A 23,149-nucleotide genomic window follows, 5' to 3' on the forward strand; every position below is an offset into this window, starting at 1 on the left:
ACCGCACGACCAGCACGCGGCCACCGCGTCCTTCAGAACGTCGGCGTCCTTCAGAACGTCAGGTGACCCGGTGTCAGGTGGCGTGGCAGTTGTGCATGGCGAGGGCGAAGGCGGCGCCGCGGTCGCGGTAGTCGCGGAAGCGGCCGAAGCTCGCCGCCGCCGGTGAGAGCAGGACGACGCCGTCGGGTTTCGCCCAGCGGTAGCCCTCGGCGACGGCGGTGGCGAGATCGGGCGTGTCCACCACGGTGACGTGCGGGCCGGCGCCGGTCTGGGTGACCTGGCGGCGGATGTCCGGGCCGTTGTCCGGCACGGTGAGGACGAACGTGTCCAGGGTGCGGTCGCGCAGGCCGACGGCGAGCGGGCGGTAGTCGATGCCGCGGCTGTAGCCGCCGACGATGAGTGCGACCCGGCGGTCGTCGAAGGCGTCCACGGCCGCCAGTGTCGGCAGGACGTTCGTCGACAGGCTGTCGTCGACGAAGCTGACCCCGTCCACCGAGCCGATCATCTTCAGTCGGCTGTCCAGGCCGGCGAAGCCCGCCGCGGCGGCCCGTAGGGCGTCGTCGTCGTCCGCCTCGGGCACGCCGAGCGCCCGCAGGCAGGCCCTGACGATCACCGCGTTGCGCCGGTTGTGCCGGCCGAGCAGCCCCAGTGGGCGGGTCCAGTCACCGGCGTCACCGGCGGCGTCAGCACCGGCAGTACCAAGGGGGCCGGCAAAGCCGGCAGAGCCAACGGGGACAGCCGGGCCGGCGATGTCGGCGGAGCAGGTGGTGCCGTCGTCGGCGTGCACCCAGTGCACCTTCGGGCCGAGGAGGTGCCGGTGGGCGCGGATCAGGTCGCTGTCGCCGTTGGCGACGGTCAGCTCGGCGCCGGGCTGCGAGCAGGCGGACAGCTTGTCGCGGTAGTACGTCTCGGGATCGTCGCGATGCCAGGGCAGATGGTCGGGATGCAGGGAGGTCAGCGCGACCACCGGCGGGGAGCACGCCAGGTCGGTCGCCTGGTAACTGGAGATCTCGACGACCCAGAAGTCGTACTCGTCGCCGGCCTGTGGGTCGTGCGGCGGCAGGCCGATGTTGCCCGCGACCAGGCAGCGGTAGCCGAGGCGGGTCAGCAGGTGCCCGGCGATCGCCGAGGTCGTGCTCTTGYCCTTGGTGCCGGTCACGCACAGCACCTTCGACCGGTCGGCTTCGGCGAGCCACAGGCCCACCCCGCCCACCACCGGGATGCCGCGCCGCTGAAGGGCCCGCACGGTCTCGCCGTAACGGGAGATCCCCGGCGTCTTGACGACGATGTCACAGTGGGTGAGTGCGTCGAACCCGCCGGCGGCGGTTGCCAGCAGCGGCCGGCCCTCGACGTGGGCCCGGCCGGGGGCGTCGTCGACGAGCACCGGGTCGACTCCCCGGGCGAGGCAGGCCCGCAGGTTGGCCTCGCCCTCGCGTCCCAGGCCGTAGATGCCGACCGCGCGGCCGTGCAGGTCAGACCAGGAGATCGTCGGGCGCATACCGGTCCGGGACGAAGTGGCGGCCATGGGGGACGAGCAGTTCCTCGAGCGCGGGCTCCTTGGGCAGGGGGCCGAGCGCGGCCAGCACGGCGGAGCCGGCCCGGTCGTGACGCGGGGCGGCCAGCGCGGTGGCGGCCCGGCACTCGGTGACGTCACCGACGCACTCCCAGGGCTTGTTGTCCGCGGACAGCCCCAGCAGGGTGCGGAAGCGGCCCAGCAGCGTCACGTCGGCCAGCGGCTCACGGCCGTCGAACACCCGTCGCAGCGCCGGTTCGGCCATGAAGGGAGCGAGGACCAGGTCGATGAAACAGCATTTGTCGCAGCGGCCGCACCACCTGTCCAGCCGCTGTGCCGGGTCGATGTGGAAAGCGCGGTTGCAGCTGCGGAAATGGTCGAAGTACTGCGGCAGCGCGGCGAACCGGCGGGCGATCCACAGCTCGGTGAACGGGCGCAGCAGCGAGAAGTAGTCCGGCCCGCCGGCCAGTGTTTCCGCCAGCACCGAGCGCAGGGAGTTCTCGAACCCCTCGCTCTTGGAATACTGGTGGTTGACGGATCGGCCGTCGACCTCGACGGTGCCCACCGACGCGGACCATTCGTTGGACATCACCACGGCGTCCCGCCCGTCCAGGACGGCCGCCAGGAGCGCGATCGCCGAGAGGATTCCGGTGACCGGGACGTGCCCGTTGAGAAAACCGAGCTCCGCCGAGCGCAACAGCTGGGGGTCGATGAGCCGTTCCGCCCGCACGACCGGGAAACCGGTGACGCGGGCGGGCCGTTCGATGGCGTCGAAACGGTCCCCGGGCCGGTTGACCACGAACAGCGCCGGGTCCTTCGCCAGCGGCCGGAGGAGTTCGGCGGTGACGATGGAGTCCACTCCGCCGCCGAAGGGCACCAGCGGCCGGCCGTCGCGGGGGCTGAACGCCACCGGCGCCGTCCGTTCCAACCGGGGGCCGACGATCCGCAGGCCGGAGAGGTCGAGGTTGTTGCGGTAGGCGAACTCGCCCAGGCCGTCCAGGTAGAACTCGCGGAGGAACGCGCGTTCGGTGTCCGTCACCGCGGTGTCACCGAGGTCGACCACCGGCGGGGCGGCGGACTTGTAGTAGGAGACCGCGGCCAGCAGGAAGATCAGCCGGGCCGTCTCGGCGGCCGCCGGCTCGTCCCAGGCGCCGCCGTCGGGAAAAGTGATCTCCTCGCGGAAGTCCCGCCCGTCCAGCCGGTAGCGGCACACCAGCCGGTTACGGGACACGTCGATGTCGTAGCCGACGTAGCGGAAGCTCTCCCCGCGCGGAGGTGATGCCGTCACGGCTGGTCCTTTTCGTGCGGCTGGTCCTTTTCGCGCAGCCGGGCCACGGCGGCGAACCGGCCGCACGGGCCGCCGGCCCGGTGGCTGAAGAACGGGCTGTCCGGGCCGGTGTCGAGGGCGGTGACGTGCACCTGGCCCGCCGGCACGCCCGCGGCGACCAGTTGCAGGGTGTTGGCCCGCCACAGGTCGAAGGTCCATCGGCCGGTGCCGTCGGGTCGCACCACCGTGTCGAGCTGGTCGCCGAAGGCGGCGCGGGCCGCGTCGACGACGTCCGCACCGACCTGGTAGCGGTCGGGGTGGATGGCCGGCCCGACACAGGCGACGATGTCGCGCGGTTCGCTGCCGAGCTGGCGCATGGCCGTCACGGCGGCGGGGGTGACCCCGCGGACGGTCCCGCCCCAGCCGGCGTGCACGCAGGCCAGGACGCCGGCCACCGGGTCGTGCAGGACGAGCGGGACGCAGTCGGCCACCATGACGACGAGGATGACACCGGGAACGGTGGTCACGAGCGCGTCGGTCGCCGGTATCGCGTCCGCGGCCGAGCGGGCGCCCCGGCCGCGGTGCTCGTCGGTGACGACGACCACGTTGCGGCGGTGGGCCTGCTCGCAGAACACGAAGTCGTCCAGCTCCGCGCCGAGGGCGTCGGCCACCTTCGCCCGGTTCGCCAGCACGGCCGCGTCGTCGTCCCCGACGTGCAGGCCGAGGTTCAGCGACGCGTAGCGGCCGGTGGACACCCCGCCGTCACGGGTCGTGACGAAAGCGTCCACGCCGTGTCCGTTCAGGGCCGGCCAGCGCAGCACCCGCAGACCTGGGGCGGTCCGCTGGAAGTGCGCTTCGGCCGTGCTCGTGGACATTGTTCCCGGCCTCGATTCCCGACCTTGGCGGTCGTTGTCCCAGGGTTGTAAGAACCTTCTCTTCCGATTCCGGGGACAGCCTGGAGAATGCTGTGGAAATCCTTGGACGGAAGCGTGGAGGTTATGATTTCTCTGAACGATGTCCGGTTGAACGACGTCCGGTGGTGCTGCCGACGAACCAGTCGTTTCCGGCTCGAGGTGGCCTGCGTCCGACCGGGCGGGCGTCGAGGATTGTGTCCGCCGTTCCGCCTCCTTCGGCCCGCATTTGTTCACCTGAACCGGATCGTAGCACCGTCATGGCCGGGCCGGCGGGTCGGTGCCCGTTACCGGCGGGCATACGGTAAGAATGCGGAACACGGGAATATTCCATTCTAACGTCCGTATCCCCGCGATCATCAACCTGGTTGTGGCGCGGCGACAGCGTGCTCACTTACGACACGTCCGCTTCGTGTCACGCTGCCGGTCTCGTGTCACGCTGCCGACCCGCCACTTCTACCAACGGTCACGACGTTCGGGCCACGTGTTCGCGGGCCACGGCCTCCGGTGGGAAGATCCGCCGGGGAGCGGCTGCCGGCGGGGCGTGATGTGCGGCGGGGCGTAACGTACCGGGACAGCAGCCCTACAGGGACCGTTTCAGGGCCCGTCCGCGTGCGTATGACCCCGGCGTGAGCGTGGACGGCCCCGCCACGAGGGGGRGGCGTGCCGTGCGGCGCGATGCTTCACCGGCCTTCGACCCGGTCGACGTCCCGAGGTGGCCGGCCGGCGGTGTCCCCGACGCCGTCCTGCTGGAGAGCCTGTGGGCGTGGCTGTCCGGTGAGCCGGTCCAGGCGCTGGCGAAGGCGTCCGGATGGGGCTGGGCTGGTTCCGCCGACCCGCGTCGGCTGCTGGGCGAGCTCTGTCAGCGCTGCGTGGACTGGGACTTCCGCCGGAACCGGGAGCGTGGCGCGATCGAGAGTGACGCCGCGGTCGTCGGGGACCGGYTCATCCCCGGGGAGTTGGCCGTCGCCGCCGCGCGGGCGCTCGGCATGGTCGACGCGACCGAGCCGCCGCTCGCGGACGCGTCGCGCCTGGTCGTTCTCGCCGGCGCGGTGCGGGCCAATGTCAACCGCCTGCACCGCGCCCGGTCGTTCCAGCGCGGCGAGCCCCGTCCCGGGGATGTCGTTGTCACCACGGCCGCCCGTGATCTCTCCACCGCCGAGCGGAGTCAGGCGGACGCGCTGGGCCTGACCGAATGGCTGCTGCCGGGACGCCGGATGACGACCGAGGCGGACGCCGTGGTCGCCGCGGCCCGCGCCACCTGGGAGCTGCGAGGGCTGCCGGAGATCGACGGCAGGCTCCCGGACGGCGGGGACGGCGAGGAGCGGACGGCCACCGCCTGGCTACGCTGGCCGGGCGGGGCGGTCGCGGACGTGACGGTCGTGGTCGCGCCGTCGGCCGACCCGGACGCCCGCCGGGCGAACACGTTCGACCAGCTGACCTATTGGCGCACCAGGAGCCCGCTGACACCACGCGACCACGTGGTCGCCGTCACCACCCAGATCTACGTGCCCTACCAGCAGCTTGTCGCGATCAGGGCGCTCGGCCGGCCGGCCCGGTGCGGTGTCACGGTGGCCGGGGTCGACGCCGCGGCCTCGGTCACGCCGACGAAGGCTTTCGGCTCCCGTGACTACCTCCAGGAGATCCGGTCGTTCTTCCTGGCGGCCGCGGACCTGCTCAAGGACGTCGACGTCGGCTGACGGCCCCCCGGCGTCACCTCGTCCCGCTCAGCCGGGTTTCGTGCCCGTGCTCATCCCTCCGAGCGCAGGCACGGCCGAGTGTCGGCACACGGCCGAGTGCCGACACGGCCGAGTGCCGACACGGCCGTGTCCTGGCCGGCTTTGTTCCGGCGCGGCCGGGCCCGTCCCGGCGTCCGCGGGCTGGTCGGGTCCGCCGGCCGGTCAGGATGCCGCCGGCCGGTCAGGGTGCCTCCGGCAGAAGGACGTTCGGGTTGAGGATGCCGGCGGGGTCGAGAGCCTGTTTGAGACGGCGGAACGCGGCGATCTCGCTGGGTGAGCGGTTCAGCGGCAGCCAGCGGCGTTTCGCGGTGCCGATCCCGTGCTCCGTGCTGATACTGCCGCCGTTGTCGGCGACGAGCCCGAACACGGCGTCCTCGATCCGCCGATCCTCGGCGTCCCCGCCGGTGCTCCTGCCCCTGCTCCTGCCGCCGCTACCGGTGCCGGTGCCGGTGACATTGACGTGCACGTTGCCCTCGGCGACGTGACCGAACAGCCAGGTCCTCGCCTCGGGTGCGATTCCCGCGACGGTGGCCGGGACCGTCTCGACGAACGAGGGCAGGACGTCCAGCGGCAGGGTCACGTCCATCTTGATGGGCGTGCCAAAGGTGTTGATCGATTCGGTGTGCCGTTCCCGGTAGGCCCACAGGGCGCGGCAGCCGCGCGCGTCGCCCGCCAGGGACGGGTCCTGGACCCCCGGCAGGCTGGCGACGGCGTCCGCCAGCGTCTCCAGCACGGTGGCCCGCCCGACCAGGCTGCCACCACCGATACCGACACTCCCGGCACCGGCATCCCCGACAGTGCTGCCGGGGATGCCGCCGGCGGTGACGCCGCCCCCCGCGTAGACGCCGGTCTCGTCCGCGATCTCGACCAGCAGGTAGGCCGGGTGCTGGCCCCGCAGCGGCCGGGACAGATGGCAGGCGTGGATCACCAGCTCCAGGCCGGGGGAGAGCATCAGCTCGGCGGCCGCGAGCGCGGGCAGGCCGTTGCGCAGCTGGGAGGCCGCGGTCACGGCCCGCTCCACCGAGGCGAAGCCGAGCAGCCCGACCGCCCGCGCCCGGGTGGCCGGTACCAGCCGGACCCGCACCGCCGTGACCACGCCGAGCGTCCCTTCGCTGCCCGCGAGCAGGGACGGCAGATGGTAGCCGGTGTTGTCCCTGGGCAGGCCGGCGAGATGGGAGACGACGCTGCCGTCACCCAGGACGGCCTCCACGCCGAGCAGCTGGGTCCTGGTGTCCCCGTGACGCAGGACGCGCAGGCCGCCGGCGTTCGTCGCGACGGTGCCGCCGACCGTGGCGCTGTCCCTGCTGGCGAGGTCCACGCCGTAGGCGAGGCCGGCGGCGGACGCCGCCCGGTGCAGGCTGCTGACCAGCACGCCCGCGCCGACGGTGGCCTGCGCGGCCGCCGTGTCGACCGACAGGGTGTCGCTGAGCCCGCGCAGGCTCAGCACGATCTCCCCGCGGGTGGGCACCCCGCCGCCGACGAGCCCGGTGTTGCCGCCCTGGGGCACCAGCGGGGTCCCGTACCGGGCGCAGATCTCCACGACCGCGGCCACCCCGGCGGTGCTCACCGGCCGGACGACGGCGGCCGTCCGGCCGACGAAGCGCCCGGTCCAGTCTCCGACGTAGCCGGCGACGATGTCGGGGTCGGTCAGCACGCGCGTGTCGCCTATCGCATCACGCAGTGTTTCCAGTACGGGGTCTCGGGCCATGGCTCAGGCTCTTCCTCGTGATCTCTTCGTCGTAGCTGGCCCGACGGCGGGACGGGTCGGTGGGCCGGTTACGACAACACGTATCACCGTTGTGATGATCTGCTGCTTCGCATATCCGGGCGACTGCGCAGGGTTGATTGTTGTTCGGTACGTCCGGTGGTTCCGTCGGTTGATGCCCGACACGCCCGCGATGGTCGGTGTCGAAAGGGCCTCCGGCATGGACTATTCGGTGGAAGGCGTAACGGTGTTTCGCGCCGGAGCGCGTTCGTCCCGGTGCTCCGGGGATTCGTCGGGGGCGAGAGCGAAAGGACGTGCCGGGATGGTGCCGGGGAGGGTGTCGGGGTGAGTGGCATGACCGGTCTGGTGACGACGAGTCCGCCCCGGCCCGGTGTTTCCCGGCCGGGCACGGGCGGCGGTGACGACGCCCGGGTGCCGCTGCTGGCCCGGCCGCTGGCGTCCTACTACCTGCTGCTGTTCTCCGCCGGACTGCTGTTGCTGTTCGGCCTGATCATGGTGCTTTCCGCCTCCAGCGTGCGTGCCTTCGAGGAACTGGGCTCCCCATACGCGGTGTTTGCCCGCCAGGCGACCTGGGTGGGTATCGGCCTGCCCCTGCTGGTGCTCGGCAGCCGGTTGCCGGTCCGGGTGTTCCGGCTGCTGGCCTATCCCACGATGGTCGTTTCCCTGTTGTTGTTGTTGGTCGTGCTGACACCACTCGGTAAGTCGCTCAACGGTGCCCAGCGGTGGATCGAGTTCGGGCCGTACACGCTACAGCCCAGTGAGATCGCGAAACTCGCTCTCGTCCTGTGGGGCGCCGATCTGCTGGTACGCAAACGCAGGCTGCTGGGGGACTGGARGCACCTGCTGGTGCCGCTCGTTCCCGGCGCGCTGCTGATCTCCGTTCTGATCATGCTTGAGCCGGACATGGGCACGACGATCGTGGTGCTGACCGTCCTGCTCACCCTGCTGTGGGTGGTCGGGACGCCGCTGCGGGTGTTCGCCGCGCTCAGCGGGGCGATCCTGCTGGTCGGAACCATCCTGGCCGTCCGGGAGCCGTACCGGCTGGAACGGCTGATGTCCTATCGCGATCCCTTCGCGGACGCCCACGACACCGGCTTCCAGGCGGTGCAGGGCCTGTACGCGCTGGCCTCCGGAGGCTGGTGGGGAGAGGGCCTCGGCGCCTCCCGGGAGAAGTGGCCGGGGCTGCTGCCCAATGCCCACACCGACTTCATCCTCGCCATCATCGGGGAGGAACTGGGCCTGCTCGGCACGCTGGTCGTCATCATGCTCTTCGCCGTGCTCGGGTTCGCCGGCATCCGGGTCGCCCACCGCAGCACCGACCCGTTCACCCAGCTTGCCGCCGCGGCGGCCACCGGCTGGATCATCGGCCAGGCGGTGGTCAACATGGGGGCCGTGGTGGGGCTGTTGCCGATCACCGGCATTCCGCTGCCGCTGGTGTCCTTCGGGGGCTCCGCGCTGGTCCCGACGATGCTCACGGTGGGCATGCTGCTGTCGTTCGCCCGCAACGAGCCGGCGGCCGCCGCGTTGATCAGCTCCCGGGCGGCGGCCCGGCGCGACGCGCGGGACCGTGCCGGCACCGACCACTGGCGGCGGCGTCTCCACGCCCAGCAGCCGCCCCATGGCGGTTACCGCGCGGACGTCCGCCGTGAGGACGATCCGCGGGTCTCCGCCCGCTGGTGACCCGCCCGCTGGTGCTCCGTCGGCTTGCCTGCGCCCGCCGCCTGGCCGACGCCGCCACCGCCGCCCTCGGCCGCTGACCCACGGCCGCGGGGCCGCCCTGCCCGTCTACGGGCCACGGGCGCGATCATGCTCATGCGCGCACCCACCGGTTGTGCCATGCGCCCGTGTGCCCGGGACGGCCGGTTGGGGCGGGTCCTCGGTACTCTCCTCAGTACCCCACTGTGGGGTCGACGAGGCCGATCAGGGGCTGGCCGGAGCGGTAGCGCAGCAGGTTCTCGTGGAACCGTCGGGCGATGGCCCGTTCCAGGTCGGGGGCCCAGCCTGAGATGTGTGGGCTGATCCGTACCTGGGGGTGGGCGAACAGCCAGTGGTCGGCCGGCAGGGGCTCCGGGCCGGTCACGTCGAGGCTGGCCAGGCGGACCCGGCCGTCGTCGAGGGCGGTCCGCAGCGCCTCCTGGTCGATGAGGGTGCCCCGGGCGATGTTCAGTAGGTRCACGCCGGGCTTCACCTGGCGCAACGTCGTCTCGTTGATGAGATGGTGGGTTTCGGGGGTGGCCGCGGCGCTGAGCAGCACGGCGTCGCTCACCGCCAGCAGGCCGGCGAGGTCGGGCAGCAGCCGGACGCCGTCCACAGGGCTCGGCCGGTCCCGCCGTCGCAGCGCCACCACGTCGACCTCGAGCGCGAGCGCGCGGCGGGCCACCGCATGCCCGATCTCCCCGAAGCCGACGATCCCCAGCGTCGAACCGGCGAGCAGGGCGCCCGGCGTCGGCCGGGGGAAGGTGACCGGCGCGGTGACCCAGGAGCTCTGCCTGGCCCCGGTGAGCAGCGCGGTCACCACCCACTCGCTGATCTGCGTGGCGTGCAGGCCGCGGGAGCAGGTCACCACAGGTGCCGACAGCAGCCAGGACGGGTAGCTGTCGATCCCGGCGGAGACGGTGTGCACCCACTCGACCTCGCCGAACCAGGCCGGCGGCCGCTCGGCGCGCAGGCCCGGCCCGATCAGCAGGACCCGCGGCCGGCGGTCCGGATCCCCGTCGCGGGAACATCGACGATCTCGATGCCGGGCTCACCGCCGAGCGCGTCGTCGAGCGCCCGCCGGACGGGGATCCCCCACGGCAGGGGCAACTGGACGCCGAGGACCAGGCCCCGCGGCGCGGCGGCCTGCGCCGGTATCCCGGGCGCCTCGGCCGTCCCCGCCACCGTGGCCGCCCCCGCCGCCGTGGCTGTCTCCGCCGCCTCGGCCTGGTGCGGGGTCGGTGCGCTCACGCTCGTCATGGGTTCCCTTCCCGTCCGGGCGGTCGGCGCGCGGCTGCGGGCACGCCGGACATTTAGTTGCAGTGCACCATCGTTGCGGACGCGGCGTCCATGCCCGACCAGGCAGGTAGACAAAGTTGAAATACGGCGTTGACATGCCCTTTCCGCCAGTTCCCAGCGGGGTCCCCAGCGGCGCCACCGGGACGGGCGGGGCCGGTGACGGCACCCGGGGAGCGGCCCGCGGCCAGGATGTGCCATCGTCGTGGGCGATGCTGAGGAGTGTGGTACTCGCCGGCGGTGGCACGGCGGGTCATGTCGAACCGGCGCTGGCCGTCGCGGACGCCCTGCGCGCCGCCGACCCCCGGCTGCGTCTGACCCTGCTGGGGACGGCGTCCGGGCTGGAGGCCCGGCTGGTGCCGGCCCGCGGCTACGAGCTCGCGACGGTGTCGAAGGTGCCGCTGCCGCGCAGGCCCACGCCGTCCCTGCTCACCGTGCCCGGACGGCTGGCCGGGGCGGTCAGCCAGGCGTCGGCGGCGCTCGCCCAGGTGCGCGCGGACGTGGTCGTGGGCTTCGGCGGGTATGTCTCCGTCCCCGCCTACCTGGCCGCGCGCCGGGCGGGCATCCCGATCGTCGTGCACGAGGCGAACCCGCTGCCGGGCGTGGYCAACCGGATCGGTGCCAGGTTCACCTCCTATGTCGCGGTGTCCTACCCGAACACGCCGCTGCGTGGCGGGCGGCTGACCGGCATCCCGCTGCGCCCGGAGATCCTGAGCCTGGACCGTTCCCCGGCGGCGGCCCGGGCCGCGCGGGCCGGTTACGGCCTCGACCCCGACCTGCCGACGCTGCTGGTCTTCGGCGGTTCCCAGGGGGCCCGCCGGCTCAACGACGTGACCGTCTCGGTGGCCGGGGAGATCACGTCGAGCGGGGTGCAGGTCCTGCACGCGGCCGGGCCGAAGAACGCCGACACGGTGCTCGCGGAGCTGCCGGCACGGCTGCCCGCGCCCTACGTCGTCCGGCCGTACCTGGACCACATGGCGTCGGCCTACGCGGCCGCGGACATGGCGTTGTGCCGCTCCGGCGCGATGACCTGCGCGGAGCTGGCCGCGGTGGGCCTGCCCGCCGGTTACGTCCCGCTCCCACACGGCAACGGCGAGCAGCGGCGTAACGCCCTGCCGACGGTGGAGGCCGGCGGCGGCCTCATCGTGGACGACGCCGACCTGTCCGCGCAGTGGATCCGTACGGAACTGCTGCCCGTGCTGACCTCCGCCGAGCGGCTGGCGAAGATGTCGGCCGCCTGCGCCGGGTCCGGGCATCCCGACGCCGCGAACGCGATCGTCGCGATGATCCGGGAGGCTGCGGCGTCCCGCCGGCGGCAGCCGCCGCGCCACGCGGCCCGTTGAAGACCCGCCGCGCCACGCGCGGCCTGCCTGAAGACGCCGCCGCGCCACGCGCGGCCTGCCTGAAGACGCCGCCGCGCCACGCGCGGCCTCCCAAAGACCTGGTCTCGGACGGCGGATGGGGCAAGATGTCACTGTGACAGCTCCGGCCCTACCGGACGAGTTCGACCGCGTCCATATCGTCGGGATCGGCGGCGCCGGCATGAGCGGGCTGGCGCGGCTGCTGATGCGGCGCGGCGCGTCGGTGTCCGGCAGCGACGCCAGGGACACCCGCCGGCTGGCCGCGTTGCGGGCGCTCGGCGCTGTGGTGACGGTCGGTCACGATCCAGCCCATCTCGGCGATGCCCGTACCCTGATCGTCTCCCAGGCGATCCCGGACGGGAACCCCGAGGTCGAGGCGGCCCGCAGGCGCGGCCTGCGCGTCGTCTCCCGGTCCGCCGCGCTCGCGGCGCTGATGCGCGGGACGCGTGGGCTGGCCGTCGCCGGCACCCACGGGAAGACGACGACCAGCCTGATGGTCACTGTCGCGTTGCAGGCCTGCGGCGCCGACCCGTCGTTCGTCATCGGCAGCGACATCAACGAGGCCGGCTCCAACGCGCACGCCGGCACCGGCGAGATCTTCGTCGCCGAGGCGGACGAGAGCGACGGCGGTTTCCTGCTCCTGGCGCCCTCCGGCGCGATCGTCACCAACGTCGAAGCCGACCATCTCGACTACTACCAGCGGCCCGAGGACGTCGAGGCCGCCTTCGCCCGGTTCCTCGACGGGGTCGACCCGAACGGTTTCGTGGTGGCCTGCGCGGACGATCCGGGCGCCGCCCGACTGGTCGCGGCCCTGCGGGAGCGGGAGCGCGACGGCGGAAAGGTCCCGCGGGTCACCACCTACGGCGAATCGGTGGACGCCCACGTCCGGGTGGAGCTGCCGATGGTCTCCGCTGCCGGCTCGACCTGTGAGGTGGTCGTCCGCGGGCGGCGCCTGGGCGAGCTGAGCCTGCGGGTGCCCGGCCGGCACAACCTGCACAACGCCGCCGGGGCGCTCGCCGCCGGGCTGGAGCTCGGCCTGCCCGCCGCCGGCCTGCTGGAGGGGCTGGCCGGGTTCGCCGGGGCCCGTCGCCGTTTCGAGACCAAGGGCACCGCGGGCGGCATCCGAGTGATCGACGACTATGCCAACCATCCGACCAAGGTCGTCTCCGTGTTGCGGGCCGCGCGCGACATCGTCGACGGCGGCAGCGTGGTGGTGGCCTTTCAGCCGCATCTCTACAGTCGGACGGCGGCCTTCGCCGCCGAGTTCGGCGCCGCTCTCGGCCTCGCCGACGCGGTCGTGGTCATGGACGTCTTCGGCGCGGGGGAGCAGCAGATCCCCGGGGTCAGCGGCGCGAGCGTCGCCGCGCAGGTGCCACTGCCGGCCGGCCGGGTCGTCTACGAGCCGTCCTGGTCGGCCGCGGCGGACCAGGTTGCGGCGTTCACCCGTCCGGGCGATCTGGTGCTGACGGTCGGTGCCGGCGATGTGACGCTTCTCGGCGGCGAGCTGCTGCGCGTCCTCGCCGAACGGGCCTCCCACGCCCGCTGACCTCGCTCGCTGGCCACGCTCGCTGATTTCGTTCGCTGCCACCTGATCGTTCGGCCTGGTCGCTCGACTGCCTGGCCTGGTCAGCGGAGCCGGCCGCGTGGCGGTCCGGTCGCGGCGTGGTGTTCACTGCCTGTCGTGACCGGTGAGAGCTTGCAGCACGTCCACTTCCTGGGGATCGCGGGATCGGGCCTGTCCGCGCTCGCCCACGTCCATCTCGCCCGCGGCGGGACGGTCAGCGGCAGCGACGCGCAGGACGCCCCTCGCCTGGACGCGCTGCGTGCCGCCGGCGCCCGGATACGAGTGGGTGCTGTCACCGACCCGGCCGCGCTGGACGCGGAGCTCCACGGGGTGGACGTCGTCGTCGCGTCCAGCGCGTTTCCCGACGATCATCCTGAGCTGCTGGCCGCTCGCCACCGGGGCCTGCCGGTCCGCCGGCGCAGCCAGTGGCTACCCGAGCTGACCGCCGGCTACGATCTTGTCGCGGTGGCGGGCTCGCACGGCAAGAGCACCACGTCGGCGATGCTCACCCTGGTGCTGCGCGCCGCCGGAGTGGACCCGACCGCGGTGATCGGCGCCGAGGTGGCGCAGCTCGGCGGCAACGCGCTGGTCGGCGCCGGGCGGGTGTTCGTCCTGGAGGCCGACGAGTACGGAGGCGCGTTCGCCGGTCTCGACCCGGCGCTCACCGTCATCACCAACGTCGAGTGGGAGCATCCCGACCTCTTCCCCGACGAGGCGTCCGTGCGGCGCGCCTTCACCGCGTTCGCCGCCCGGGTCCGCCCCGGCGGGACGCTCGTGGTGTGCGGGGACGATCCCGGCGTACAGGCGGTGCTTGCGGCGCTGCCGGCAGCCCCCGCCCCCGGCTCCGGCTCCAAGTCCGGCTCTGATGCCGGGCCGGGGGACACGGCCGGTGGCGGGCGGGCAAGGGTCATCGACTACGGGCTGCAACCGGGCCGGTCGTGGCAGGCGGTGAACCTGCGTACCACCCCCGACGGGGGCCAGCGGGCGACCGTGCGCCACGACGGTGACGACGTCGGGACGCTCACGCTCGCGCTGCCCGGCGCCCACACCGTCCGCAACGCGCTGGCGGTGCTTGCGGTCGCCACCGAGCTGGGTGTCGAGGTGGAGAGCGCGCTGGCGACGCTGGCGGCCTTCACCGGCGCGGACCGCCGGTTCACGCTGGTTGGCACGGCTGCGGCGACGGACCGCCGGGGCCCGCTGGAGGTGATCGACGACTACGCCCATCATCCGACCGAGATCCGCGCCACGCTGGCCGCCGCCCGCCAGCGGGCCGGTGCGCGCGAGGTGTGGGTGGCTGTGCAGCCGCACACCTTCAGCCGGCTGGYGGCCCTGCTGGACGACTTCGCCGACGCGTTCGCCGACGCCGACCGGGTGTACGTCACCGACATCTACGCCGCCCGCGAGCACGACACGCTCGGCCTGCACGCCGGCGACCTGGTCAAAAAGATCTCCATACCCCAGGCCGCGTACTACGTGCCCTGGGACGAGCTGACCGACCGGCTCGCCACCGACCTCTCGACGAGCCGACTGAACACCCCGGACGGCGTCCTGCTGCTGACTCYCGGCGCCGGAACGATCACCGAAACCGGCCCGCACCTCCTCACGGCACTTCAAGCGGTAGTCCTATAACTGTATGTAGCCTCCTGGCCGCTGGTCTCCCGGCTGCCGGATTCAGATCGTCACGTCCTCCTCGGCGGAGGGCTGCGGCGGCGCGGGCTGGGGGCGCAGGGTCAGGAAGTCCGAGACGCCGATGGCGCCGAGCACGGGCCGCAGCGGGGCGGGTACCTGGCTGCGGCTGTCGTCGTGGACGATGTGCGGCGAGCCGAGTTCCTCCCGGTGGTTACGGTGCTCCAGCACGCAGCCTCCGGCGGCCAGCACGTTGCGCACCMAGTCCGAGTCGCTGCCGTAGGTCAGCGCGACGACGTAACCGCCGTCGGAGCCGAACACGTTGACCGGAGTCCGGTACTCGCGGCCCGACTGGCGTCCCCTGTGCACGATGACGCCGAAACCGGGCAGCCGGGTCGCGGCGGGGCCGGTGACACGGTTGGTGGCCCGGCGGTTGGCCGAGGCAATCCATCTGGGCAGGGGCATGTACGACCTCCTTGAGGAGTGGCTGTCGCGCCACGCACGTCGACTGTCGTACCCAGCCGAGCGGGGACCCGACCCCGATTCGGGAGGCCAGCCGTCACGAAGGCCGGTCGCCACACCGTCCGAGGGTCGTCCGGGCGGCCGGCCGGCGGAGGCCGGATCAGGTCATTGCTGGATGATCGTCGGATGGTCAGAAGTACGACGGACAGAGCGGTACGCCGGGGACAGGCTCGTCCTGCTCGCCCTGGGACACCGCGGTCGCCGGCAGATACCCCCAGGCGGCGGTGTATCCATGGGTGTTGGCACGCCCGTTGTCACCCTGGGTGTACAGCCACCAGGTGTTGGTGTTGCCCTGGATGACCGGGTTCGGGCGGCCCTGGTACTGGCACAGCGCCCACACGCTCGCGGCCGCGGCCATGTACCCGCTGTCATCGAGAGTCTCCGACGCCTGGTCGGAACGGACGTTGGCGTAGACGGCCGAAGCCACGTAGGTGCTGCAGTAGTAGCGGGTCGAGAAGGCCCGTCCGGCGTAGTCGGTGATCGCCTCGCCGCGCGCCGAGCAGCCGCGGACGGGAGCYGGCTGCGGCGAGGGCCGGGCAGAGGAGGGAACCTGGGACGGGGCGGGCAGGGGAGCCGGGCCACTGCCTGTCCGGGGCGGTGGGTTTGCCGGCTCCCTGGGAGCCGGTGCTGTCGGCGCGGCGGGCGATGTCGGCTGCCGCGCCGAATCCGGGTTCGCCGATACCGCATCCACGGGCCCGGCCACGGGTCCGTGGATATCGCTCAGTACTGCCCCGCCATCGTCGGAGACCAGGAGATTCCCCGGCTTGATGTCACGATGGGTGATGTCGGCGCGGTGCGCCGCGGCCAGTGCCCGGGCGACGGACACACCTACCCCGACGGTTTCCGGCGCTGACAGCCGGTTCGGCTGGTTCGGCTGGTTCGGCTGGTTCGGCTGGTTGTTGTCGCGCATCCGGTCGACCAGCGATCCCCGTGGGAAGTACTGCATCGCGATGAACGGCTGGTCGTCGGTGGTGGCRCCCGCGTCGTACACGGTGATGATCTCGGGGAGGTGGGACAGGCGGCCGGACGCCTGRCACTCGCGGGTGAACCGGCGCAGCGCGGCCGCGTCCCCGACGTCGGCGCTCAGGACCTTCACGGCTACCGTTCGCGCGAAACGTTCCTGGTAGGCGGTGTAGACGGTGCTGAACCCGCCGATCGCGACTCGGCGGAAATCCCGGTACCCCTCGATGGCCGGGCCCGGCGGCACCCGCGCCGCATCCTGGCTCTCCCGAGTCCTCCCCACATCGCCCCCGGTATGTTTCGCACGAATCCGTCCGCCGCGGCGTATGCCTCCCGTTGGATATGGTAAGCCGTGACGCGCTTCGGCGACGTACGCGAGGGGAGCGCCGCGGGGACGTGACACACATGAGTTGTTTTTCCAGTGGCTCCGCGGCCGCCGGCCACGTGAAAAGATCTGTGATCGCACGGCCTTTGGTCGTTACAGACTGTCCTTATTGCTTCTTGGTAGAGTGCTGTCTAGCCTTTCAGGTGTCTCTTCGGACGGTGGCTTCACCGTCGCCGGCCATGTCTGCTGAGAGGCACCGAAGACGCCACCCAGCCAGGTCATGGTGGGCGTGCATAGCCGGAGTAAGGGTGGTGACATGATGGCGAGTGTCTTCGGGTGTGATCCCGATGTCGCCCGCCAGGTCTCCAGCGACCTGGCCGATATTCGTAGCACTCTTGCCTCTCTTGGTGCCGCCTTCGACGGTCTACACGGTGTGACCGGCTCGCGGGAGGTGGAGACTGCGCTGGACCATTTCGTGAGTCATTCATCCGACAGTCGTGAGTTGATGGACGAGTTGTTGGAGCGGGCATCCGGCCTGCTGCGCGGGCTGGCCGAGGGAGTGTCCGAGGTGGATTCCGCTCTGGCCGGTGCGTTGGAGCCGGCTTCACCCGAGGTTCCTGCCGCCGTGGTGTCCGCCTCGCCGGTGGCTGCGGGTGGCATGTGATGGGCGTGACGGCCACCGGTGTCCCGTCGTGGTTCACGCTCCGGGTTCCCCGCTCCTGGTTCGAGTTCGATGTGTGGCGGGCCACCCGGACCGGTGATCTCGCACGGCTCGTCGACGCCCGTATCGCGCACGTTCCGCAGTTGCGGCAGCAGCGGTCGGCGCTGCTCAGGCTGCTGCGGGAGGTCGCCGAGCGGGCCGAGCGGCAGGGAGCTGTCTACTGCGCGGCGGCGGCCGAGCTGGTGGAAGGTTCCGGCGGCCTGGTGGCGAGCGTGATGGTGTTCCATACCGATGGCGCGCCGAATGCCGTGGACAACACGGTGGACGCGATCGCGGGGCATGTTACCGCCGTGGCACCGACGGACCGGGGATTCCCATGGCGCACTGTGGCGATTGTCGAGATACCGGCCGGCCGGGCCGTGCGTGTTCGCGGGGTCGAGCGGGCCGAGCCGGACGGGGTGCCGATCGACAGCGTTGTCATGCAGACGCTCGTCCCGGTGCCCGGCGACCGCGGGGTGCTCAACGTCGTTCTGAGCAGTCCACATGTCGACATCGCCGACGACCTGTTCGACCTGTTCGACGCCATCAGCGACACGCTGGCCTGGTCGCGGGATCGTCCGGACCAGTTGTTCGCCACGAGTTCTTCCCAGTAGTTCACGTTCATCCCAGCAGTTCCGGAGCGGTTCCGTCGGTCGCCCGGATCCGTCTGAAGAAAGGGAGTACGCCATGGCCAACGTCCACGTCGACTACGGAGCGCTGCAGAACGCCGCGTCCAGGCTCACAGGTGGCCAGCACGAGATGGAGTCCCAGCTGGCCCAGCTCAAAAGCCTGATTGACAGCCTGGTAAGCAGTGGTTTCATCACCGACCAGGCGTCCGGGAAGTTCCAGCAGTCCTACGACCAGTGGAACACCGGTACAAGAAACGCCATTGCCGGGCTGGAGGGCATGAGTGCTTTCCTCAACAAGGCGGTCACAGAGCATCAGCAGCTCGATTCCGTGCTCAGCCAGTCCACGGGCGGYTGACCCACGGCTGTGGCTCGTCCCGGATGACCCGCCCCGGATGACCGGCCGTCGGGCGGCCTGCCCCGCGGCCACCCGGCCACCCGGACGGCCGGCTCCGGAGATCACCGGCAGGCCCGTGTTCGGCAAGCCGCCGCGCAGGGCGCGGGCGTGAGATCCGCGCGGCCCGCATACAGCCATGATCACTACTGTCGGTAGGTGAGTGAAGGAGAACAGCGGTGAGTGACTGGGGCGTCCTGGAGCTGGACGGTGATCCGACCCCGGGCGACCCAGAAGCGGTGCGGGCCCTGGCCACCCGGCTACGGGAGCAGGCCGAGCGAGCCGAGAGCTCCACCACCCGCCTGCGTGCGATCGCGGCCAACGGCGGTGATCTGCGGATGGCCGGTGACTACGCCCCCCGGTTCACCGAGGCGCTCGCTGAACTGCCCGACGAGCTGGCCAAGCTCGCCCGTGCCTACCGCGGCTGCGGCGACGCGCTGTCCACCTATGCGACGACTCTGACCGAGGCGAAGACACGCGCGGGTGGCGCGCTGCGGCAGGGCCTGGACGCTCACGGCCGCTACCAGGCGGCGTTGCGTCAGGTCCGGACGCTGCTGCCGCCCGACCGGGAGGTGGCGTTGTGGCCGCGGGCCGAGCTCAGCGACGGCTCGATCAGTTCCGCGACGGTGGGCTGGGAGTCTCCCGATCTTGCCGTGCAGGTGCGGGCGGCCGCGCAGCAGGGGCAGGTGGCCAGCGCCGACCGGCTGCGGGCCCGGCGGCTGGCCGATGACGCCGCCGAGCTGCGCGGGAACGCGGCGCACACCTGTGCCCGCGAGATCGAGGACGCGCTGGCCGGCAGCGGGATCAAGAACAAGCCGTGGTACGAGAAGATGTGGAACGCCGTGTCCGCGCCGTTCCGGTCCTGGGACAGCTTCGTGGAGCTGTGCCGTGACGTCGCCATGGTCGCCGGTGTGGTCGCGTTGTTCGTCTCCGGGCCGATCGGGCTCGCGCTCGTCGGGATCGCCCTGGTGGCCGGCGCCACCGTCTTTGCCGACACGCTGATGAAGTACGCGCGTGGCCAGGCGTCGTTGGGCCAGCTCGGTCTGGACGCCCTTGGTCTCATCCCGGGCGCGCGGGGCGTTACCAGTGCCGCCGGGCTGGCGCGTGCCGCCGCCGGTCTGGCGCGCGGGGTCACGCACGGCCAGGGGGTGAAGCTCGTCGGCGCCGCGCTGCGCGGCGCCGGCACGGCGCTGGCCGCCCGTGGGCGCAACATGATGTCGGTAGCCAGGTGGGGGCTTTCCAACCCGCGGGCGAACGGGGTCGAGGCCGTCAAGCGCCTGGTCCGACTGGACCCGATCGACGTCGCGACCGGTGACATGGTGCTGACCCAGACCGACGCGGAGCTGCCCGGCGTACTACCGTTGCCGCTGTCCCGGACGCACGTCTCCTCCTACCGGTTGGGCAGCTGGTTCGGCCGTTCGTGGGCGTCCACCCTCGACCAGCGGATCGAGGTGGACGACAACGGGGTCTATTTCGCCACCGCGGACGGCATGACCCTGGTGTACGCGGCGGTCGCGGACGCCGACGGGCCGGTGTTGCCGGTGGAGGGGCCGCGCTGGCCCCTGACCCGCGGCGCGGACGGGACATACGTGATCAGCGATCCGTGGCAGGGGCGGACCTGGCATTTCACCCCCCTCACCCCGCTCACCCCCCTCACCCCGCTCACCCCCCTCACCCCGCTCACCCCGCCGCACGGGGCAGCCGGCGAGCCACGACCGTCCGGTGGGCAGCGGGCGGCCGGCGGACCCGTCCAGTGGCCGCTGAGCGCGTTGAGCGACCGCAACGGCAACCGCATTGATTTCGTTTACGACGGGGATGGCGCTCCCGTCGAGATCGCCCATTCCGGCGGTTACCGGATCCGGGTGGACACCTGGCGACACCGGGTCGTCGCGCTGGCCCTGCTCGGCGGGGACAGCGGCGGCAACGATCCCGGCAGCAACGATGACGACGGGTCCGCGACCGTGCTGGTGCGGTTCGGCTACACCGAGGCCGGTGACCTTGCCGAGGTCGTCAACTCCTCGGGCCAGCCGCTGCGCTACGACTACGACGACGACGGTCGCATACTGCGCTGGACGGACCGCAACGCCACCGAATACCTGTATGCCTACGATGCCTCCGGCCGGTGTGTGGCCACGGTGGGCAGCGGCGGCTGCCTGACCGGCCAGCTACGGTACGACACCGAGCGGCGCACGACCACCGTCGTCGACTCGCTGGGCCACGCGACGATCTACCGTCGCAACGAGGCGTTGCAGGTCGAGTCGGTCACCGACCCGCTCGGCAACATCAGCCGCTACACCTGGGACAGGTACGACCGCAAGCTCACCGAGACCGACCCGTTGGGCCGTACCGTCCGCTACACCTATGACGCCGCCGGCAACCTGACGGAAATCGTCAGGCCGGATCGTGGTCGAACAACCGCGCGGTGGAACGATCTGCGGCTGCCGGTGACCCTCGTGGAACCGGACGGCGCCCGCTGGGAACGCTCCTACGACGACCGCGGCAACCTGACCGCCGTGGTCGACCCGGCCGGTGCCCGGACGGTGCTCGCCTACGACGACCGCGGCCGGCTCACGGCCGTCACCGACGCGCTCGGGCACACCCGGCGGGTCGAGACCGACGCCGCCGGCCTGCCTGTCGCGGTGACCGACCCGCTCGGCGCGGTCACCGTCTACGAGCGGGACGCCTTCGGCCGAGTGGTCGCGGTGACCGGCCCGATCGGTGAGGTGGCCCGGTTCGGCTGGACGGTCGAAGGCAGACTGGCCTGGCACACCCGGCCGGACGGGGCCACCGAACGCTGGACACACGACGGGGAGGGCAATCTCGTCGAGCACGTGGACGTGGCCGGGCTGGTGACCCGCACCGAGGTCACGCACTTCGACCTGCCGGCGGCGCGGACCGGCCCGGACGGGGCGCGGCTGGAGTTCTCCTACGACACCGAGCTGCGGCTGGTCGCGGTCACCAACCCGCAGGGCCTGGTCTGGCGGTACGACTACGATCCGGCGGGAAACCTCGTCGGGGAGACCGACTTCAACGGGCGGGCGCTGGCCTACGGGTATGACGCCGCCGGCCAGCTCGTCGAACGCACCAACGGTGCGGGGCAGACCGTGCGCTTCACCCGCGACCCGCTTGGTAACGTGATCGAGAAGCACAGTGCGAGCGGTGTGACGACGTTCACCTACGACGCGGCGGGACGGGTGACACGGGCGACGAACCCCGACACCGACTGTACGTTCCAGCGGGACGCCCTCGGCCGGGTGCTGGCCGAGACCTGCAACGGCCGTACGCTCATCTCGGCCTATGACGTGCTCGGCCGGCGGGTACGGAGGGTGACCCCGTCCGGGGCGGCCAGCGTCTGGGAGTACGGCCCGAACGACCTGCCGCTGTCCCTGCACACCGCCGGCCGGACCCTGCGCTTCACCCACGACGAAGCCGGTCGGGAGGTACGGCGCAGCCTGGACACCGGTGTCGTGCTGACGCAGGCCTGGGACGTCAACGATCAACTGCTGTCACAGACCGTGACCGCTGGCGGGCCGGGAACAGCCCGCGTGGATGCGCCGGGGACGACGCGGCAGGCACGGGTGCTCCAGCGCCGCGACTACAGCTACAGCCTGGACGGCTACGTCACCGAGATCGACGACATGCTCGCAGGCCTGCGCCGGTTCGACCTCGACCCGGCGCGGCGGGTCACCGCCGTCCACGGGGCGAACTGGTCCGAGCGCTACGCCTACGACGCCGCGGGCAACATCACCGACGCGTCCTGGCCAGTGCCTGCGCAACGCGACGGGCGCGACAAGGAGCACGAGGCCGCGCAGGGCGGACGTGAGTACGCCGGCACGCTGATCCGCCGCGCGGGCAGCGTCCGTTACGAGCACGACAGCCAGGGACGGGTGACCCTGCGCCAGCACAAGCGACTGTCGGCGAAGCCGCGCACCTGGCGTTATACCTGGGACGCCGACGACTGCCTCACCGCCGTGACCACACCGGACGGCCAGCGCTGGCACTACCTGTACGACCCTTTCGGCCGCCGCATCGCCAAGCAGCGTGTCACCGACAACGGCACCGGCGATGCCGGTGGGGTTGTCGGGCGAGTCGACTTCACCTGGGACGGCGCCGTACTCGCCGAGCAGAGCCACGTCACCGAGGCCGACCTGCCAGCCCGTGTCACCACCTGGGACTGGGAGCCCGGCAGCTTCCGCCCCCTCACCCAGTCCGAACGCCGCCCATCCGACGGCGCGGACCAGGCATGGTTCGACGCCCGGTTCCACGCCATCGTCACCGACCTCGTCGGCACCCCCACCGAGCTGATCGGCCCGGACGGCAACCTGGCCTGGCGCAACCGAACCACCCTCTGGGGCGCCAGCCCACAGCCCGCCGATGGTGTCGTCGACTGCCCGCTACGCTTCCCCGGCCAGTACCACGACCAGGAAAGCGGCGCCCACTACAACTACTTCCGCTACTACGACCCCGAAACCGCCCGCTACGACTCCAACGACCCCCTCGGCCTCACCCCCGCCCCCAACCCCCACACCTACGTCCCCAACCCCCTGTCCTGGCTCGACCCTCTCGGCCTCGCCCCGTATACCGGTGACAGCCCGCTAGGGAGGAGCGGTGCGCTTAACAAGGCAAAAGGGGATCTGGGAATACCGCGATCACGACACCCAGAAGAAGTTAGCCGTGTCCCGATGAGCGATAGAAACGGGCACCGCGTTCTCGGAGAGAACGGACGCCCTGTCATGACGAGGGAGTACACGTACGTACGTCCCGATGGCAGTAAGGTCATTATTCAGGATCACTCTGCTGGCCACCGGTTTGGCGAAGGCGGAATAGGTGATCGGGGTCCGCATTTTAACGTCAGGCCTCCGGAAAATACCAGGTCCGGACATGTGCCGGGAACAGATGATCACTATCCATTTGTAAGGTAGGC

Annotated in this window: 17 protein-coding genes; 9 read left to right on the plus strand and 8 right to left on the minus strand. The window is 71.8% G+C overall.

Translation table 11 applies throughout. From position 1 onward, the window contains the following. Window positions 1-73: 73 nt before the first annotated feature. Genes murD through pgeF form a run of 3 tightly spaced genes read right to left on the minus strand, consistent with a single transcriptional unit; the run spans window position 74 to window position 3,655 of the window. Complete coding sequence (murD, locus tag BL254_RS04280; RefSeq protein ID WP_217699225.1) at window positions 74-1,498, minus strand: UDP-N-acetylmuramoyl-L-alanine--D-glutamate ligase; 1,425 nt, start codon at window positions 1,496-1,498, stop codon at window positions 74-76. Then, complete coding sequence (locus BL254_RS04285; RefSeq protein ID WP_052914334.1) at window positions 1,473-2,801, minus strand: hypothetical protein; 1,329 nt, start codon at window positions 2,799-2,801, stop codon at window positions 1,473-1,475. The genes murD and BL254_RS04285 overlap by 26 nt, the downstream gene beginning before the upstream one ends. Beyond that, entirely contained in the window at window positions 2,798-3,655 is an 858-nt protein-coding gene (pgeF, locus tag BL254_RS04290; RefSeq protein ID WP_052914333.1) for a peptidoglycan editing factor PgeF, read from the minus strand. The genes BL254_RS04285 and pgeF overlap by 4 nt, the downstream gene beginning before the upstream one ends. A 704-nt stretch (window positions 3,656-4,359) precedes the next feature. Here pgeF and BL254_RS04295 point away from each other — a divergent pair. Next, window positions 4,360-5,391, plus strand: coding sequence for a hypothetical protein (locus BL254_RS04295; RefSeq protein WP_076842580.1), 1,032 nt, complete (start codon window positions 4,360-4,362; stop codon window positions 5,389-5,391). Between the two features lie 220 nt (window positions 5,392-5,611). Here the strand turns inward: BL254_RS04295 and BL254_RS04300 are convergent, their stop codons facing one another. Continuing rightward, a complete protein-coding gene (locus BL254_RS04300) occupies window positions 5,612-7,138 on the minus strand; it encodes an FAD-binding oxidoreductase (RefSeq protein ID WP_047221964.1) in 1,527 nt (508 codons plus the stop codon). Between the two features lie 351 nt (window positions 7,139-7,489). Between BL254_RS04300 and ftsW the strand changes: the two genes are divergently transcribed. Next, window positions 7,490-8,836, plus strand: coding sequence for a putative lipid II flippase FtsW (gene ftsW, locus BL254_RS04305; protein ID WP_254857790.1), 1,347 nt, complete (start codon window positions 7,490-7,492; stop codon window positions 8,834-8,836). A 208-nt stretch (window positions 8,837-9,044) separates the two neighbouring features. On the opposite strand, the gene BL254_RS04310 is transcribed toward ftsW, so the two are convergent. Both BL254_RS04310 and BL254_RS04315 read right to left on the minus strand, forming a co-directional pair. Then, entirely contained in the window at window positions 9,045-9,779 is a 735-nt protein-coding gene (locus tag BL254_RS04310; RefSeq protein WP_076842582.1) for an NAD(P)-dependent oxidoreductase, read from the minus strand. A gap of 56 nt (window positions 9,780-9,835) precedes the next feature. Further along, window positions 9,836-10,111: a hypothetical protein gene (locus BL254_RS04315; RefSeq protein WP_047221963.1), complete on the minus strand. Its 276-nt coding sequence runs from the start codon at window positions 10,109-10,111 to the stop codon at window positions 9,836-9,838. Between the two features lie 248 nt (window positions 10,112-10,359). Here BL254_RS04315 and murG point away from each other — a divergent pair, with 248 nt between their 5' ends. From murG to murC (BL254_RS04330), 3 genes are all read left to right on the plus strand, one after another. Further along, the gene (gene murG / locus BL254_RS04320) at window positions 10,360-11,490 is read left to right on the plus strand and encodes an undecaprenyldiphospho-muramoylpentapeptide beta-N-acetylglucosaminyltransferase (protein WP_076842583.1); all 1,131 of its coding nucleotides are present in this window, start codon (window positions 10,360-10,362) and stop codon (window positions 11,488-11,490) included. Between the two features lie 115 nt (window positions 11,491-11,605). Beyond that, on the plus strand, window positions 11,606-13,054 hold the full coding sequence (murC, locus tag BL254_RS04325; protein WP_047221961.1) for a UDP-N-acetylmuramate--L-alanine ligase: 1,449 nt from the start codon (window positions 11,606-11,608) through the stop codon (window positions 13,052-13,054). A gap of 135 nt (window positions 13,055-13,189) precedes the next feature. Continuing rightward, on the plus strand, window positions 13,190-14,701 hold the full coding sequence (murC, locus tag BL254_RS04330; protein WP_076842584.1) for a UDP-N-acetylmuramate--L-alanine ligase: 1,512 nt from the start codon (window positions 13,190-13,192) through the stop codon (window positions 14,699-14,701). A 42-nt stretch (window positions 14,702-14,743) separates the two neighbouring features. Here murC (BL254_RS04330) and BL254_RS04335 read toward each other — a convergent pair whose 3' ends face one another. Together BL254_RS04335 and BL254_RS04340 are read right to left on the minus strand one after the other, a co-directional pair. Then, window positions 14,744-15,163 (minus strand): nitroreductase, encoded by a 420-nt coding sequence (locus BL254_RS04335; protein ID WP_076842585.1) that lies wholly within the window; start codon window positions 15,161-15,163, stop codon window positions 14,744-14,746. A 187-nt stretch (window positions 15,164-15,350) separates the two neighbouring features. Next, window positions 15,351-16,427, minus strand: coding sequence for a protein kinase domain-containing protein (locus BL254_RS04340; RefSeq protein ID WP_076842586.1), 1,077 nt, complete (start codon window positions 16,425-16,427; stop codon window positions 15,351-15,353). 394 nt (window positions 16,428-16,821) lie between these two features. On the opposite strand from BL254_RS04340, the gene BL254_RS04345 reads away from it, so the two are divergent. The 4 genes from BL254_RS04345 (at window position 16,822) to BL254_RS04360 (ending at window position 23,147) form a co-directional block, all read left to right on the plus strand. Then, window positions 16,822-17,169, plus strand: a complete 348-nt coding sequence (locus BL254_RS04345; RefSeq protein WP_047221957.1) for a hypothetical protein — start codon at window positions 16,822-16,824, stop codon at window positions 17,167-17,169. Further along, window positions 17,169-17,819, plus strand: a complete 651-nt coding sequence (locus tag BL254_RS04350; protein ID WP_047221956.1) for a hypothetical protein — start codon at window positions 17,169-17,171, stop codon at window positions 17,817-17,819. Before BL254_RS04345 ends, BL254_RS04350 begins: the two co-directional genes overlap by 1 nt. A gap of 73 nt (window positions 17,820-17,892) precedes the next feature. Further along, a complete protein-coding gene (locus BL254_RS04355) occupies window positions 17,893-18,189 on the plus strand; it encodes a WXG100 family type VII secretion target (protein ID WP_013874299.1) in 297 nt (98 codons plus the stop codon). Window positions 18,190-18,404: 215 nt separating this feature from the next. Then, window positions 18,405-23,147, plus strand: coding sequence for an HNH/endonuclease VII fold putative polymorphic toxin (locus tag BL254_RS04360; RefSeq protein ID WP_076842587.1), 4,743 nt, complete (start codon window positions 18,405-18,407; stop codon window positions 23,145-23,147). Window positions 23,148-23,149 lie beyond the last annotated feature (2 nt).

It is taken from the genome of Protofrankia sp. BMG5.30 (assembly GCF_001983005.1).
Taxonomy (GTDB): Bacteria; Actinomycetota; Actinomycetes; order Frankiales; family Frankiaceae; genus Protofrankia; species Protofrankia coriariae.

Excerpts from the sequence above, each read along its gene's own strand:
- pgeF (WP_052914333.1), bottom strand. The coding sequence starts at position 3,655 with ATGTCCACGAGCACGGCCGAAGCGCACTTCCAGCGGACCGCCCCAGGT.
- BL254_RS04300 (WP_047221964.1), bottom strand. The coding sequence starts at position 7,138 with ATGGCCCGAGACCCCGTACTGGAAACACTGCGTGATGCGATAGGCGAC.
- BL254_RS04315 (WP_047221963.1), bottom strand. The coding sequence starts at position 10,111 with ATGACGAGCGTGAGCGCACCGACCCCGCACCAGGCCGAGGCGGCGGAG.
- murC (WP_047221961.1), top strand. The coding sequence starts at position 11,606 with ATGGGGCAAGATGTCACTGTGACAGCTCCGGCCCTACCGGACGAGTTC.
- BL254_RS04345 (WP_047221957.1), top strand. The coding sequence starts at position 16,822 with ATGATGGCGAGTGTCTTCGGGTGTGATCCCGATGTCGCCCGCCAGGTC.
- BL254_RS04350 (WP_047221956.1), top strand. The coding sequence starts at position 17,169 with ATGGGCGTGACGGCCACCGGTGTCCCGTCGTGGTTCACGCTCCGGGTT.